Source organism: Maritalea sp. (genome assembly GCF_051251695.1).
In the GTDB taxonomy this organism is placed as follows: Bacteria; Pseudomonadota; Alphaproteobacteria; order Rhizobiales; family Devosiaceae; genus Maritalea.
Window position 1 is genome coordinate 1 of sequence record NZ_JBPOEU010000013.1, and the last position, 15,856, is coordinate 15,856.

14 protein-coding genes, 1 tRNA gene and 1 pseudogene are annotated in these 15,856 nt (G+C 47.8%); 7 read left to right on the forward strand and 9 right to left on the reverse strand.

The features are described from left to right. Positions 1-186 precede the first annotated feature (186 nt). The gene (locus ACSHWX_RS09400; protein ID WP_435667955.1) at positions 187-996 is read right to left on the reverse strand and encodes a DUF4344 domain-containing metallopeptidase; all 810 of its coding nucleotides are present in this window, start codon (positions 994-996) and stop codon (positions 187-189) included. 9 nt (positions 997-1,005) lie between these two features. Beyond that, positions 1,006-2,898, reverse strand: a complete 1,893-nt coding sequence (locus ACSHWX_RS09405) for an ABC-F family ATP-binding cassette domain-containing protein (protein ID WP_435667956.1) — start codon at positions 2,896-2,898, stop codon at positions 1,006-1,008. A 214-nt stretch (positions 2,899-3,112) separates the two neighbouring features. On the opposite strand from ACSHWX_RS09405, the gene ACSHWX_RS09410 reads away from it, so the two are divergent. The 3 genes from ACSHWX_RS09410 (at position 3,113) to ACSHWX_RS09420 (ending at position 6,341) form a co-directional block, all read left to right on the forward strand. Further along, the gene (locus tag ACSHWX_RS09410) at positions 3,113-3,574 is read left to right on the forward strand and encodes a hypothetical protein (RefSeq protein ID WP_435667957.1); all 462 of its coding nucleotides are present in this window, start codon (positions 3,113-3,115) and stop codon (positions 3,572-3,574) included. 105 nt (positions 3,575-3,679) lie between these two features. Further along, on the forward strand, positions 3,680-4,102 hold the full coding sequence (ndk, locus tag ACSHWX_RS09415) for a nucleoside-diphosphate kinase (protein ID WP_435667958.1): 423 nt from the start codon (positions 3,680-3,682) through the stop codon (positions 4,100-4,102). Between the two features lie 145 nt (positions 4,103-4,247). After that, complete coding sequence (locus tag ACSHWX_RS09420) at positions 4,248-6,341, forward strand: molybdopterin-containing oxidoreductase family protein (protein ID WP_435667959.1); 2,094 nt, start codon at positions 4,248-4,250, stop codon at positions 6,339-6,341. 18 nt (positions 6,342-6,359) lie between these two features. Here the strand turns inward: ACSHWX_RS09420 and ACSHWX_RS09425 are convergent, their stop codons facing one another. The 3 genes from ACSHWX_RS09425 to ACSHWX_RS09435 form a co-directional block, all read right to left on the reverse strand. Then, positions 6,360-7,124, reverse strand: coding sequence for a sulfite exporter TauE/SafE family protein (locus tag ACSHWX_RS09425; RefSeq protein ID WP_435667960.1), 765 nt, complete (start codon positions 7,122-7,124; stop codon positions 6,360-6,362). A 96-nt stretch (positions 7,125-7,220) separates the two neighbouring features. Next, on the reverse strand, positions 7,221-7,649 hold the full coding sequence (locus ACSHWX_RS09430; protein ID WP_435667961.1) for a DUF2147 domain-containing protein: 429 nt from the start codon (positions 7,647-7,649) through the stop codon (positions 7,221-7,223). 270 nt (positions 7,650-7,919) lie between these two features. Beyond that, complete coding sequence (locus ACSHWX_RS09435; RefSeq protein ID WP_435667962.1) at positions 7,920-9,203, reverse strand: DUF2254 domain-containing protein; 1,284 nt, start codon at positions 9,201-9,203, stop codon at positions 7,920-7,922. 358 nt (positions 9,204-9,561) lie between these two features. Here ACSHWX_RS09435 and ACSHWX_RS09440 point away from each other — a divergent pair. Further along, positions 9,562-9,651: transfer RNA gene (locus tag ACSHWX_RS09440), tRNA-Ser, on the forward strand. A 200-nt stretch (positions 9,652-9,851) separates the two neighbouring features. On the opposite strand, the pseudogene ACSHWX_RS09445 reads toward ACSHWX_RS09440, so the two are convergent. Further along, positions 9,852-10,055, reverse strand: a pseudogene (locus ACSHWX_RS09445) (IS3 family transposase); the annotation flags it as partial. 499 nt (positions 10,056-10,554) lie between these two features. On the opposite strand from ACSHWX_RS09445, the gene ACSHWX_RS09450 reads away from it, so the two are divergent. After that, positions 10,555-11,373 (forward strand): hypothetical protein, encoded by an 819-nt coding sequence (locus ACSHWX_RS09450; RefSeq protein WP_435667963.1) that lies wholly within the window; start codon positions 10,555-10,557, stop codon positions 11,371-11,373. A gap of 230 nt (positions 11,374-11,603) precedes the next feature. Here ACSHWX_RS09450 and ACSHWX_RS09455 read toward each other — a convergent pair whose 3' ends face one another. After that, positions 11,604-12,047, reverse strand: a complete 444-nt coding sequence (locus tag ACSHWX_RS09455; protein ID WP_435667964.1) for a hypothetical protein — start codon at positions 12,045-12,047, stop codon at positions 11,604-11,606. Positions 12,048-12,177: 130 nt separating this feature from the next. Here ACSHWX_RS09455 and ACSHWX_RS09460 point away from each other — a divergent pair, with 130 nt between their 5' ends. Both ACSHWX_RS09460 and ACSHWX_RS09465 read left to right on the forward strand, forming a co-directional pair. Continuing rightward, complete coding sequence (locus ACSHWX_RS09460) at positions 12,178-14,376, forward strand: ATP-binding protein (protein ID WP_435667965.1); 2,199 nt, start codon at positions 12,178-12,180, stop codon at positions 14,374-14,376. After that, entirely contained in the window at positions 14,373-15,014 is a 642-nt protein-coding gene (locus ACSHWX_RS09465) for a LuxR C-terminal-related transcriptional regulator (RefSeq protein WP_435667966.1), read from the forward strand. The genes ACSHWX_RS09460 and ACSHWX_RS09465 overlap by 4 nt, the downstream gene beginning before the upstream one ends. Here the strand turns inward: ACSHWX_RS09465 and ACSHWX_RS09470 are convergent. Beyond that, complete coding sequence (locus ACSHWX_RS09470) at positions 15,011-15,595, reverse strand: hypothetical protein (protein ID WP_435667967.1); 585 nt, start codon at positions 15,593-15,595, stop codon at positions 15,011-15,013. The two genes, ACSHWX_RS09465 and ACSHWX_RS09470, sit on opposite strands and share 4 nt — an antisense overlap. Next, a complete protein-coding gene (locus tag ACSHWX_RS09475) occupies positions 15,592-15,852 on the reverse strand; it encodes a hypothetical protein (protein ID WP_435667968.1) in 261 nt (86 codons plus the stop codon). Before ACSHWX_RS09475 ends, ACSHWX_RS09470 begins: the two co-directional genes overlap by 4 nt. Positions 15,853-15,856: the final 4 nt, after the last annotated feature.

Sequence of the window (15,856 nt, forward strand, 5' to 3'; positions counted from 1 at the left end):
AGGGCTAGGTATCAGAACGCCTGTACAATTTATGCCCCATTTAGCAATAGAACAATTTTGAGATCAGTCGATTTGTCCACATTGCAGCCATTACTGCACTTTCGAAAATGGTAATTTTCTAGCGCGGAACAACTTCCATTCATCAAACTCAAGGTGACACCAGTAATAGCGCTCACTAAAAAACCACTACCCCTCAGGGTTGGCCAACATATCAGCGGTCACTTGGAGGTAATAAAGGTTCACGATCTCATAGCAGATGACGATCTCTTCATTTTCTGGATCATAATACGCGTTCTCTTGACCGCACATTTTTCCGATGAATTTAACGGCACGGGGTAGTTCGATTGTGCTTGTGATCTCTTCGGCAATTGTTTCCATAATTTGCGATTGCTGCAACAGTTCGGCAGCGCCAGCTTCTTCTTCGCTGGGCTCTTCATAAGAAACAGTGATCGGTTGGCCGTTGCTGCCTTGAGTGATGAAAGTCTCGTTTAGGCGCTGCCAATTGCCAGAAATTTGTTCATAGTCAAAGCTGCAGCTTTCCTGACGCTCAGGGTCAATGCCCACTTCGTCTGCCACATCGCCAAACAAGTCCGGGTCTGAACCAACCATCAGGCAAATAACTTGAAACGCTCGTTGCAGGTCTAAACTATGCACATCATAAAAGGCTTCATCTTCGATTTCTGGCGCGGCTTCATTGTTTGAGTAAAAGAAGGAGTTCGCGGAATCGATCAGCGCCGCGTCTTTTTCATCATCTTGCGCGTTCAACATCATAATGGTGGCAATATTGTCCGCTGCGTCTTCTTCTTTGCCCAAAATGGGCAGTTGAAAATGCGCGACCAGCAAATGACCAATCTCATGATAAAGCGTGACTGCAGTGGCGTTTATCGCAAAATCCGCGGCTGCGCCTAGTTGCTCGTCGGTAAGTTCTTGAGCGCTAACCGGTGCAGTAAAAACCAAGCCGCAAGCAAGTCCAAGTGCCAATCCAAAATGCTTCATAATGTTCCCTTATCGCGCTGCTTGTTCTGCTACTGCTTTTTCCAATGCATCAGTTTTATCTAACCAATCAGCTTCTGCCAATTCGATTTTTTGCAAAATATCAGCGCGGTCTTTGCCCAATTGCACGGCTTTTGATTGATCATTTTGAAACAGTTCAGGATCACCTAGCTCATCATCGAGCTTTTTGACGTCCTTGTTTAGCTTGCTCACCAAAGCATCTAGCGCTTTGATTTCTTTGCGCAACGGCGAAAGCTCTGCCCGAAGTGCTGCCGCTTGCTTGCGGTCTTTTTTTCTGTCTGCTGGGCTTTGGTTACTTCCCCGATCACCCTTTTTATCGCCCTTACCGCCAATAATTGAGCGCTGATAGGTATCAAGATCATAATCGCAAACAGAAATGGTGCCGTTTTCTGCAATCCAAAGCTGATCAACTGTCGCTTCGATCAAGTGCCTGTCGTGGCTGATGATCAAAACAGCGCCTTCATATTCGTTAAGGGCCTGCACAAGCGCATCTCGGCTATCAATGTCTAAGTGGTTGGTTGGTTCGTCCAAAATCAACATGTTGGGGCCAGAGAAGGTGATTAACCCCATCAATAGCCTTGCGCGTTCACCACCCGAAAGGTTTTCGGCCAATGTGTCCATTCGCGACGTATTCAAACCCATTTGGGCAATACGAGAACGTCGTTTCGCTTCGCTGTCATAAGGCATAAGCTGCTCAACATGCTCAATCGGGGTTTGCTTAGGTTTGAGCATATCCATTTGGTGTTGGCCAAAATGGGCAATTTCAAGTTTACGTGCCTTATTCAGGTATCCGTTTTGCAATTGCAATTCACCAGCGAGCAGTTTGGCAAAGGTGGATTTACCGTTGCCGTTGACCCCAACCAGGGCAATCCGATCTTCGGGATCAATGCGTGCGTTGATGTTGCTCAAAATGCGCGTTTCACCATAACCAGTGGCCGCATCCCGCAAGTCGATGATCGGGGCAGATACGGCACGCTTAGGCTGTGGGAACGTAAAGGGGGAAACATGTTCGTCAAACATGGCTGATACAGGCTTAATCTTTTCCATTCGCTTCAAGCGAGACTGGGCCTGCTTAGCCTTTGAGGCTTTCGCACGGAACCGGTCTACAAACGACTGCATATGCGCCAATTGCTCAAGCTGCTTTTCGCGCTGCTTGTTGTTCAATTCCATTTGCAATCGGCGATTGGCTTCAAACTGGTCGTATTTGCCGCGATAAAACGATAAGTCGCCACCTTCCAAATGCACGATGGAATCGACCGCTTTGTTCAAAAGATCACGATCGTGGCTGATCATGAAAACAGTATAGGGATAATTGGCCAGATAACGTTCCAGCCACAAGGTGCCCTCAAGGTCCAAATAGTTGGTGGGTTCATCCAATAGCAACAGATCAGGTTTGGAAAATAGAACGCCCGCCAAAGACACGCGCATCCGCCAACCACCAGAAAGGTTGGCGCAAGGTTCGCCCTGCCGCTCAGCCGAAAACCCAAGGCCTTTCAAAACTGCACTGGCGCGAGCTTCTGCGGAATGGGATTCGATTTCAGCCAACCGCGTGTAAACTTCGCCGATCCGATTAGGGTCTGTTACGGTTTCTGCTTCTTCCAATAGTGCCATGCGTTCTTTATCCGCGCTCAGCACAATATCCATCACGCTGTCGCTGGTCGCAGGTGCTTCCTGCGCCACAGAACCGATCCGAGCGCGTTGGTGAATTTCAAATCCACCGCCATCGGGTGCCAACTCGTTTTGCAATATTTTGAACAGGGTTGTTTTGCCGGAACCGTTCGGCCCAACGAAACCTGCCTTGACGCCAGTTGGCAATGACAGGTTAGCATTTTCGAAAAGTGTGCGACCTTCGATCAAGTAAGTCAGATTTGATATTTGCAGCATAGGTACGTCACATATTTCTAAATTTGTGAAACAAGTCGGAACGATCCGACATATGTTTCAATTGGCGATGGTTTGAAAACTCAAATGGATTTGAGGGTTGTGTACTTGAAATAGGGGCGGGATGGCCATTGTTTTTCTACAACGATTTAAGAAAACCATGTAATTTATGCATTTATAGGTCAATTGGCGCGAAATTGAAGAGGCAACAATCACCATGAACATCAAACTTATCGTTGCTAGCCTGTTGGCTGCGCTGATTGCGCTGGCAATAACTATTTGGGTCAGTCCTGAAACAATCTCGAAACAAAGCGAAACTAACCCGGAACAAAGTGGCGAAAGTTCGGAGTTTTTTGACCCAACAGCGGCCCCAAAAGAAGCAATTCAGCGCGCATGGCGAACCGGGGATAAATCGGTCCAGCTTCAATATACCTACACCGGCCCCAACTCATGTTGGCAAATGGGCAACACCCAATCTCTTTCGGTCGAAGGAGATACGGCCCAACTTACCTTCGTGCCACAAATCCGGGATGGGTTTTGCGCTGAAGTCTTAACCCCCATAACCTTTGATCAAGTGTTTGAAGTACCGAGTGAAATTGAAATTTTGATCGTGGAAGTACATCACCAAGAGGGCGGTTTGATCGAGCGCAATGAGCTATGGATAGAGCCGAGTGCATAAAGACCCGTTCAAACAAACAGAATAAGATCACACTAAGGCTTGTTTCTTGGCGCAAGTCGGCGTAAAACCGCGCCCAAATTCTCCCTGACCCCCTAAGGAACTAAAATGGCTCTGGAACGTACTTTTTCGATCATCAAACCTGATGCAACCAAACGCAACCTTACTGGCAAAATCATTGCTAAATTCGAAGATGCAGGTCTTCGCGTTGTTGCTTCAAAGCGCATCCACATGACCCAAGCACAAGCTGAAGGTTTTTATGCCGTTCATAAAGAACGTCCGTTCTTTGGCGAGCTTGTCGAATTCATGATTTCTGAGCCAGTAGTTGTTCAAGTTCTTGAAGGCGAAAACGCAGTTTTGAAAAACCGCGAAGTTATGGGTGCAACAAACCCAGCAGACGCTGACGCGGGCACGATCCGTAAAGAGTTTGCTCTTTCAATTGGCGAAAACTCAGTTCACGGTTCTGATGCACCTGAAACTGCTGCTGAAGAAATCAAATACTTCTTCTCAGACGATGAACTTGTTGGCTAATCCAAGCTTACTGTTTTGATTTTGAAATTGGCCGTACTCCTTGCTGGAGTGCGGCCTTTTTGGTTTTTGTACCGCTTGACAAATCAGGCCACGCATATGCTCTATGAATTTGTTGAAAACCAATTTATCGAAACAAGTATTCCACATGAATAAGCCGATCCCACGCGAAATCGCGCGCAGCGTCTGCCCACACGATTGCCCATCGACCTGTGCGCTGGACGTTGAAATTATCGACGACAATACAATTGGCCGCGTGCGCGGCGCAAAGGATGATCCCTATACAGCTGGGGTGATTTGCGAAAAAGTCGCGCGATATGCTGAACGTGTGCATCATCCTGACCGCCTGCTTCATCCGCTAAAACGGGTCGGTGCTAAGGGTGAGGGCAATTGGCAACGGGTGAGTTGGGACGAAGCGCTGGACGATATCGCTACTCGGTTTTTAGAAATTGAAGACGAGTTTGGCGCGGAAGCGATTTGGCCCTACAATTACGCTGGGACCATGGGCCATGTGATGCGCGACGGGCTTGAACGGTTGCGTAATTCTAAAGGCTACTCCCGCCAATACGGGACAATATGTTCGATGATCTCTTGGGCCGGGTTTGTCACTGGAACGGGCAAACTGATGGGCGTTAATCCAGAAGAAATGGCCAAGTCAGACGTTGTGGTGATTTGGGGCACCAACCCCGTACACACCCAAGTTAACGTGATGACCCACGCCATGCGCGCGCGAAAAGAACGCGGCGCCAAAATCGTCGTGGTCGATATCTACAACACTGCCACCATGCAGCAAGCTGATATTGGTCTGATTGTACGCCCCGGTACAGACGGCGCGTTAGCGTGTGCTATTATGCATATATTGTTGCGCGACGGGCTCGCTGACCGCGAATATATGAGCAAATTCACAGACTTCTCTGAGGAATTTGAATCTCATCTAAAGGATAAGATACCCGATTGGGCGGCAAATATCACTGGGCTTGATGTGGCGCAAATCGAAGAGTTTGCAGCGCTGGTGGGGCAAAACAAAAAGAGCTTTTTCCGGCTAGGGTATGGCTTTACGCGGCAACGCAATGGCGCAGTTGCCATGCACGCTGCGCTTTCGATACCGGCGATGACTGGCGCATGGTTGAAGGAGGGCGGAGGGGCTTTTCATTCCAACTCTGGCACTTGGGATTTGGACAAGACGGACCTCGAAGGAAAAGACTTGCGCGCAACACCAACTCGTCTGCTGGACATGTGCGAAATTGGTCCAATTCTGACGGGCGACACAAAAGCGCTTAAGTCCAACGTTCCGGTCAAGGCCCTGCTGGTGCAAAATACGAATCCAGTTGTTGTGGCACCTGATCAGGATAAGGTGCGCAACGGCTTTATGCGGGATGATTTGTTCACCGTGGTGCATGAGCAGTTCATGACCGACACCGCCAAACTTGCTGACTATGTATTGCCTGCAACAATGTTCCTGGAACACAACGATTATTACACAAGGGGCGGCCATACGCGTATCTTGAATGGCCCCAAACTCATCAATGCGCCTGGAGAAGCACAATCGAACCATTGGCTATTTGCGCAACTTGCCAAGAGACTGGATAGCTCGTCCGCATTTTTTGAAATGTCAGATCGCGAATTGATTGATCACACGTTCAAAGCCTCGCAGATTGAAGGCACATCCGAATTTGAAACAACTGGTTTTGTGGACAAAGAGCGCCATGCCGATGCCGCGCATTATCGCGATGGCTTTGCGTGGGGTGACGGCAAATATCGATTTGCGCCAATTTGGGAAGAAACGCGCAAAACCAAAGGCGTGGAGTGGGTCTGTGATCCGGCCATAATGCCCAAATTCGCTGACCATTGGGACGTGAACGAGGCTTGTGATGAACGTCATCCATTTAGGCTGGCGACCAGTCCCGCGCGCGCATTCCTCAATTCGTCGTTTAATGAAACACCGGGTTCTCAAAAGCGTGAGGGTACGCCCAAAGCGCATGTTCATCCAAAGGATGCAGCAGCACTAAACATCGCCGAAGGCGAAGTGATTCAGATTGGTAACGCTCGCGGCCAAGTGACTCTTTTTGCAAAGCTTTTTGATGGCATTCAAACAGGCGTGCTGATCGTGGAGGGGCTTCACCCCAATTCAGCCCACTCAGATCAAATTGGCATAAATACGCTAATCGGATCAGATCCCGTGCCACCATTCGGCGGCGCAGCGTTTCATGATTGCGCTGTTTGGGTCCGTAAGGCTGAGTAGATTTTACGCCGGTTTGGGCTAGAAATATTGCCCGTAAAAGAAATAGACCGTCAGCCCAATGCCGTAAACGATCACAAAATTTCTGATGAGAGAAGCGGGCAGCAAATAGGCGTACTTGGCTGCAACAAATCCGCCGATCGTAGCACCCACGAGTGCGACCGTGCCGGATTGCCATTCAATAGACCCACTCATCGCAAACCGAACGACTGCGGTTATTGAAACTAAGAATGAAATGAGCAATTTCAGCCCGTTCATGGCGTTCAGGTCTTTAAACCCGGCAAGCACCAAATAGGCCAACAGGATAATGCCGAGACCGGCATTGAAGAACCCGCCATAAAAGCAGATGAGGGCGAGCAATCCGGCTGTGAGGATCGACCCGGTCTTTGCCGCACGCGCAGAGTTAGACGAGCGTTCGGCCATCCATGCATTCAGCTTTCCGCCAAACGAAAAAGCCAGCACAGCAAACCCCATTAGCCACGGAATGAGGCCGGAAAATTGCTCATCTGAAACGCGCAACACTGCTTCAGCGCCTAAATATCCAGCAATAAGCGATATGATCGAATATTGAAGCAACTTGTCTTTATGGCGCAGTATATCTTCTTTGAAGCCAATCGCCCCACTTCCGTAGCCGGGAAGGCAGGCAAAAGTGTTGGTGGCATTGGCCATGATCGGCGGCACGCCGACAAACAACAGCGCGGGGAAAATAACAAATGAGCCACCGCCAGCCAAAGAATTAAGCGCGCCAGCAAACAGCCCCGCGCCAAACAGTATGATGATGTCCAATTTACAAAGCCCCTAAGATGCAGTGCGTATTGTTTAGTGAAACATGAACGAGTGCAATAGGATAATCGTGCGCTAGACTTTGAATTGGATAGACGGTCAAGAACCGATTTTGACCCAGTCTTCGTGCAAGCAGAATATTTTAAGAACACACCCGCGTATTCGGAGTTTGTTATTGGCTCTTAACTCAAGGGTGCCTTCATACATTTTGCCGTCTAGCGGATTATAAAGCTGGCCCGGCAACACGCCTTTTTTTCCTTCTTTGCTGACCCGGAGCAAAGGCATCCCCATAATAGGTCGTCCGTTCAAAGCGGGATCAGGATTGCGAATATCGCGTAAACCTGGTTTTGCTGGCTTGGAAACAATGCCGCAATAGTCTGCGCCACAGCGCTTGATGGTAATTTCTGCTTTGTCTTTGGTTAGCCACACCCCTGTTGGGTCCGCCGAAAATGCAGCAGATGCAGAAAAAATTGCAAATAAAACCAGCGTACTCGCCAATAAAAGATCTTTTGGCTTTTTACCAAACACGGTTCTTTCCTTATCCGTATTAGCGCCCAATATAGTCCAACTTTACAGGCCAGAACGTTGCCTGACAATCGCCATGGTCGCTCATTTCAATATCCACCGATATGATTATGCTCAGCCTAAATTGCAATGGTAGAAAAAAATGTCAAAAAATTGAGTAAAATACTACGCTTTGAAACCGTTATATTATTGCGCGATAATCATCTTGAAAAATTCGGAGCAAATGTAATTTCGCGGATTCCCCAAAAATGACGTTGATCGATTGAACGCCGCCTAAAAAAGTTTCTTATGGAGCTTCGAGATGAAGTCTATATCGGTTTGCATTATTTCGGTTTTTTTAACATTCTCGACAATCAAATCTGCGTGCTTTTTGATGATTTCACAGGCCTCTTCATCGCCCACAATATACAGTCGACCCAGTGCATTCAAAATATGCTTGGCCATCAAAATATTGCTACTCGCCGCACGACGCAGCGGATGGAATGTGACATCGATTAAGTCGATCAAAGTCAGATCAGGCAAAAACAATCTGGGAACTTTGTCTTCGTCAGCCCTATATTGATCACGCATGCCGCGACGGGCAGGGCGCACAAGCGCAGCGGATATCCGGTCCACACAGGCAATCGCGGTGAATGTATCATTGACGCCCGGTGAGAGCGCCCGCAGCGCGATTTCGATCAAGAGATTAATGGAAAACTCGATGTCAGAATCAGGCGAACGGGATTTGGAAACAACGACCGCATTCAAAATTGCCTTGGTAACTTTTTCTTGTTCTTCTTCGCCAAGCGAACGATCGAGCTGGGCCAACAAAAGGCCCGGCACAATGAAATCACCATGCCCCTGTGCAAGGCAGATGAAAAGCTGATGTTCTTTGGCAAGTTTCACTAGGGCCGGCACATCAATAAGGGTGATGTAGCCTGATGCATTTGTTTCAATTTGAACTTCAAAGTCGCTATCCGGCGGTTCCGATTTGTAGCTGTCGCGGCCTTCTTCGTCATCCACAAGTCTGGCAATATCTCGTTCCAGCCGGTCCGCAATTTCTGCCACTTCTTCGTCGATCGTCACGCTGGTTGAAGCTTTGTGAACAAAATAAATGAGCTGGAGAACAAAAAGCCCTGCCAACAAAAAGGTCACCGTAATGGAAAAAGACGGCACAAACACCGTATCGGTTTGGTGCAGCACAGTAAGTGCAAACAAAAATGTCCCACCAAACAGACCAGCCGTAACTTGATTGACCGGATCGCTGGTAAACCGTTGCAGCAGGCGCGGCCCAATGTTGCCTGCAGCCGTAGTGAACACCACAAGCACAATTGAATAGACCAGTCCAAGCGTGGTTATGGACGCAGCCGCAACCGTGGAAAGGATCGTTTTTGCGGTGTCATAGTCAGTGTATAACACTCGAAAAGGTTGTGAGGATGAGAACTCAGGAAAAGAATGATCCACCCATAAGCACAGCAGTGACATTCCCCAAAGTCCCATAGCGATCAGGCCGGGAACGGTGTTTAAACCACGAATGTTCCTGGCTTGGTTTTTCAGGAACCTGGATATTTGTGTCATGGGCAAAGGTAACTCTTGGTTGCTTCAAGGCTTATCTGAAATATCTTATACTGACTAACAGAGTATAATTGGCATCAATGAATTGACCTGCCGCGGTTAGCTGCCAGTCAAAAGGGCGAATTGATCAAAAAACAAATTGATATCCGTTTTCTCCAATAGTCAAGTTTTCTCAAGTGTTTACACACCAATGGTTCGTCAGATGTATAAGGTACAGAGATTGGTTTAGTTTTGAAGGAACTTTATCACGCGTTCACAGCAAGTTTCGGTTTGAGATGGATTTTCCCAATTTTCGAGCTATTTTGAACAAATTGAAAAAAGTGCTTGCAAACCAAGGCTCATATTAGGTATTCACGCCCTCGGAGAGGTGGCCGAGTGGTTGAAGGCGCGCCCCTGCTAAGGGTGTAAGCGGGTAACTGTTTCGAGGGTTCGAATCCCTTCCTCTCCGCCATTCAATTTTAAATCATCAATGTTTTCCATGGTTTAACCTTCCTAGTGTCTAACCTTCTTAGAGGGGTTAGACATTTCTGTTCCTGTTTTGCTTTCTGACATTGCCTGTGTGGCTAGTTTTCGTTGTGAAGCTCCGCGGGTGTAACGGTTAACTTCCGCATCTGTTTGGTGTCCGGTCACTGCTTTTATTTCTTGGTTGCTACGGCCAGCTTCTGCCAATCGACGTGCTGCCGCCTTGCGTATACCCTCACGACGGCACAGCTCAGCAATGCTGTCTTCGCCACGAAGACCGTCCAACACGATCCTGATCTTCTCTTCGGGTGAATACTGCTTACGTGTGGCACGCTTGATGTCTTTGACGATCTTCTCGCCATGGCTCTTTCGAGTTCCACTGGTCTGTCTCATCTTCCACTCCTTGGTGGTTGCGATGAGCCTAAAACACTCTCTTATCAAATTACACTACTTGGACCCATACGCGCTGACGTCAGACACTTCATTTCGCATACATGGTATACGCTCTGCAAATGCCAGTTTTAGCATCGCACGTTTGTCTTCCATATGATCAGAAGCCCAGAGTTTCTGCGGGTTTTGTAGAAAATCAAAAGCGGTTCGAAAAATACGCTTAAAGTCTCCGGTGTTTTCGCGCACGGACAGTTGGTAACAACGAACTTGCTTTCGAGCGGACCATTGCCTGTGTTGATTTGTACGCCAATCCTGAATTCACCGCGTCACATTTAGGTTGAAAGCTTGCACCGGACCAAGCGAATTTTTTCCAAAGATAACTAGAGCAAGGTTGGTACTCCCATTTCGGCCTAACCCATAGTGCTATATATTACCATGTTCAGGGGAGGGTACTGCACAAAGGATTTCTCTATCTTCTTGAAAACGATAGGATAGAAGAATTATGCCATGGTTTAAATCAAAAGCCACTTTGCTGGCCGCATGCCTTTGTGCTGTATTGCCGATACAAAGCGGTTGGGCACAGAGCACCGTTCCCTTGGGAGATGGCAGTCATTTCATAATAGAGGAATACTTGATTGAAACAAACAACGACACTGGCGAATTAACGCTCTTGGTGCGTGGGAAACCAGATTTCCAACCAGAACTTTTTGGGTCGATCCCCGCTGACTTTTTTGCCAGAACGTTTGAGCCTTTGTGCAAAAACCTAGTGCAAAATAGCTGGGAACAATTAGATGAGAAAAAAATACGCAAGACTAGGATCCGGTGGGATTTTACTCCCGCGACTCGGCCAGAAGGTCTTGGGGAAGATGTGAAGTGGACGAGATTTCATGAAGTTGACTTTGCTATTGGCGAAGACAAGACATGCACCCCAAAGCCATTAAGCGTCGCGCAAAATAATCTTTCGCCCAAAATGCCGAGCGGGTTGGGTGTAGCTCTTCGCTATGTAGAGCAGGGCGATGAATGGGGTGAACTCCAGTTGGTCTATGCCCTTGATGAGCCGGAACAATTGCGTAATGTTCCCCTGATCAGAAGTGCCGCGATGGAATTGTGTCTCATTCATGCCGATGGTATTTTGGAACAACGATTCAAATATTATACCCAGCTTGAAACAGTCTCGGTTGCGGTCCAATTTGAGCAGAAGAACAACGAACGCGTTTCAATTGAGCGGTTCATTTTCCCTGTCGTTAATCAAAAATGCGAAGCCGGACTGAGCGATGTGCTGAAATCTTATATTTTGGAAACCGCTGGTGCCAAAAACTAGAAACTTGCTGCACAGTTGACGTTTTTGGGGCGCTCGAAATTATGGCGTCCCGATCGTCATAATTTCCGTGCCGACCAAATGTTGGGGCGAGCATACATTCTCCTAAGTGATGTTCTTTATGCTTAGTGTTTGTAGCAAGCCGCAATTGTTCCTCGCACACGCCGGAAATGGGACTGGGACGATTCGAAGGTTAGTAATAGCTATTGCAATAAAGCCGGTCTGCATCCCCTTCACTGCACATCACATCGGCGATACACTAGAGGTGCCTCCCACTTCGCTTTTCCGGTTCTAAGGTCGACTTGATAAGCGAAAAATTCGTCCTTAGTAGTCCACACCGCCAACGTGCTTTCGGTCATGGCAGGCATCCAAACGGTGCGATCCATAAAAGACGATAAAATGAACTCCACTTTATCGCCATTTACTGCCTGGTAGACGATCGAACTGGGTTCAGTACTTTCGATGCGCACAGGGTCTTCGCAGCTCGTGACGCCACTGGCCGAATAGGTGCTCCCTTCAGGATAATGAATGGACCATTCGCCAACAAAACTACTGGCGACGCCATTGGTCACGCCACCAATTCCAGTTCGCGGATATTCATTCGCCAAAACCATATTGTTTGCTGCTATTGCTGCCATAAAGCCACTTAAGATGATGATCATATTTGTTTTTTTCATTTATTTTTCCCCACTTATGCTACTTATTCAGTCGTGCCGGATTGTCTAAAGATCTTCCAAAAAAAGCAGTATGATCAGGCGCGAATGCTAGGTTTTCCGAATTGGAATGGGGATACCCTGTTTGGGGTAAGTGAGATTTTTGGTAACAACTGAGCAGGCAATAAACAAATTTCTGACAGTGTTGGCTTATGTGCGCACGCCGTTCTTTACTTTTGCGGCCGTTGTCGCTTTCACTATCTTTTGTGTTGCTGCCACGCTTTTCGCTGTGATCAATACACCTTGGCTGGGGGTTAAACTTTCTACAGGTGAGGGCAACAGCGTTGTCATCCATTCAGTCGCAGTAGGCGGCCCATTCCAAGATATTGCGACATGGACCAAGATCATATCATTTGGCGCAGATGGGATGCCGGAACAGCGCGTCACCCCTAAAGACATTATTGCTGAACCGGACACTTTGCCAACTGTTGAGCAATGGAAAGAATTTAAGCGCAATCAGGCAGCTTTGTTTGAAATTGTAAGTCGAGAAACATTCTTTGCAACCATTGCGCCGCCAAATGCCGAAGTTAAGCGCGTGTCTATTTCTCCAAGCGACAAACGTCCGATCGTCGACCTTCCAATAGAACTTTGGCTCCAGATTGTGATTGCCACTTTTGGCGCTTTAATTGGCGGCTGGGTTTTGGCCTTTCGACTAAACGAAAATAGCGCTCGATTCTTTGCGATTTGCTGTCTCGGTTCTTTGGGGTCTATCCTCTCCGGCTCTGTTTATAATAGCCGAGAACTGACAATCGATGTCGGATTATATGAGTTCCTGTCGACAGTGAATTCTGCAACTACTTTGATATTCGCGGCCGCCCTTGTGAGCTTAATCACCATCTATCCAAAAAGGATTTTCAACCATTACGCGATCATCGCGGTTTGGGCAGTAGCTTTGATCGTCTGGTTGCTGTACAAATTTTCTCTCTTGTCATCACTATATCTCTATGGATATTTGACATTTCTCTACGCATTGACGGTGCCGCTGATGGTGGGGCAAGCGATACTCGCCCGCACCGACCCGATGGCAAGGGTAATCCTCTACTGGATCGCTTTTTCCTTTTTCTTGGGTATGATTTTTTTCATGTTGGTGAGTGCTTTGCCGATTATTTTTGGTGGCAATGTGTTGGTCCCTAATGCCTATTTGTCACTCATTTTTATACCCATATTCTTAGGGCTTGCCGTCGGGATCGGGCGCTATCGCCTGTTCGATATTGATGTTTGGGCGTTCCGGCTGTTGAGCTATTTTGCTGGCGGTCTAGCGCTATTATCGATCGACGCGTTTTTGCTATACATTGTCTCGTTCGAGCGCTTACCAGCCTTTGGTATTGCATTGGTTTTGGTAGGTCTGGTTTACTTGCCGCTTCGAAACTGGTTGGGCAACGTACTCTTTAAAAAGCACACAATTTCCCAACTTGAATTTCGGCAAATTATCGACCTTGCGAACTTGCGCAGCAAATCCGAACAACAAGAAGCGTGGCAAAAACTTATGGAACGCCAGTTCCAGCCTTTGGAAACGTCAATGCGATCGGATGAGTGTTTCACTCAGGCTGAAATTTTGGATAATGGTTTGTCCCTATATGTCCCTGCTGTCGAAGGATTGAGGGCGCTCGAGCTAAGATTTGCCAATCTTGGTAAGAGCCTATTTGGGCCGCGGCATCTAAGTCAGGTGCAGGATATGGTGGCATTGACAAAAAATGCGCTGCAAAGTCGTCAAGCATTTGCGCAAGGGGTTAGCGAAGAGCGCACACGTATCGCTCAAGATTTGCATGATAATATTGGCGCTCAGCTTTTACGGACATTGCACATTGAAAACCCCGTGCGCAAAGATGAACTGATTGCTGATACCATTACGGATTTGAAAGACATCGTGCTTAATGCGCAAGGCGAGGGGATCAACCTATCGCAGATGTGGGCTCAACTGAGGTTTGAAAGTGCCGAACGCTTGGACGATCATCATATTGACATGTCTTGGAAAACTGATGTTGATGATATGTGCTTTTTGGATGCAAAGCCCGCGCACAACTTACGTTCAATTTTGCGCGAAGCGCTGAGCAATGTCATTCGACATTCAAAAGCGAAAAATGTGGACGTGTCTTTGGCCCATGCAAATGGAAAACTTGACCTAATTGTCGCTGACGATGGTGTAGGCTTTATGAACCACGAAAGCATTGGGCACGGCATTGCCAATATCAAACTGCGGGCGGAGCAACTGGGTGGGGAGGTTGTGTTCAGCGCACCATCTACTGGGACAAAGTTATATGTCAGCTTGCCTTTGAAGGGCGAAAACGAATGATGGCAATCGCGTCGCTTCTTATCGTTGAAGATTTGCCAGAAGCGCGATCAAGACTGAGCGCCATCGCCACTACCGCGTTCGCTGATGTACAGGTACATGCGGTGTGCAATGTGAAACAAGCGCGGCGCGCGATTGATGAAAAACCTTGGCAAATGGCTTTGGTGGATTTGGGGTTGCCGGATGGTTCTGGCCTTGAAGTTATCCGCTATGCGAAAAAGAAACAACCCGATCTTATGTGTGTGGTGAGCACCGTTGTTGGTGAAGACTCGCAAATTGTGGCCGCGCTTTCAGCTGGCGCACAGGGATTTCTTTTAAAGGGCCAGCCAGGTGCGCAGATCGCCAAACAATTGCGTCAGTTACAGGATGGTATCCCCGCTCTTTCACCCGCTATTGCACTCAGAATTATGCAGCATTTTCAGCGTACCGGGCCAATTGTCAGTTCAAGCGAAAAATTGTCTGCACGGGAAGCTGAAGTCCTGAAACTGATCGCAAAAGGCTTGCGAAACAGCGACGTTGCCATTGCGTTAGGTTTGGCAGACACCACAATTGCAACCCACATCAAGTCGATTTATCGCAAGCTCGGCATTTCGTCCCGTGCGGAGGCTGCATTGCATGCAACGCGCCTTGGCTTGACTTAAGGATATGCTTTCATCATAGGGTCGGCGCTGCATTCCGCTAGGCGAAAGATGCCCCGCGGCATTGGATCTCGATCAATATCGGATTTCTCCGTCAGTAAATTCGCATTGTACCAAAGCGAAAGGCCAATTTCCGGCATTGAAATAAAGGCAGGTGCTGGTGTGGTCGACAACGGCGGCTCGTGCAAAAAGCGCAAATCTTCATCCATTGGGTAAAAACGCAACGAGATTAGGATCTCGTCTGCAATGTCATCGGGGTAGTCTACATACAATTCTTTTGGACCATTATCACGCGCACTTTCATCATATGGGTCCGAAATGGGATGCAATGTAATGCCGCTATAGCCATTTGAAACATTGAAATTGAACCAATAGATTTGGTTGGGTGTTTTTAAAAGCAAATAGAGGTCGGACGCGATGGTCGCGAAGTTTTTTGCCTCAACAAACCGAATTTCAAATGCCAAATCATGCTCTTCAAAGCGATAAACGGATTGGTTCGCAGGGCATTCAAGCGCAGCGGCTGTGCTGGTGAGTATTGCACTAAATGTAAGCCATCTGAGCAGTTGTACAATCAGCTTTTTCATTGGAAAGCCATCCCAATCATAATGGAAGACAAGAGCAAAAGCGCGGTGAGCAATCCAAGTCCAAGTCGATAAGCCAAATATTGGGGAGCGACGAGCCCCAGTTTAAATACCGCCAGTGTAGTGCCCATATCAGGCAAAGTTCGATGTGAGCGGCGCACTGCTTCTTTGCGTAATTTCCATAGAAAACTAAAGGCGAGCACTATCCAAGCTAAGAAAACTAAACTCAATATGACCGTCAACGTTGCATACCAACCCATCTTA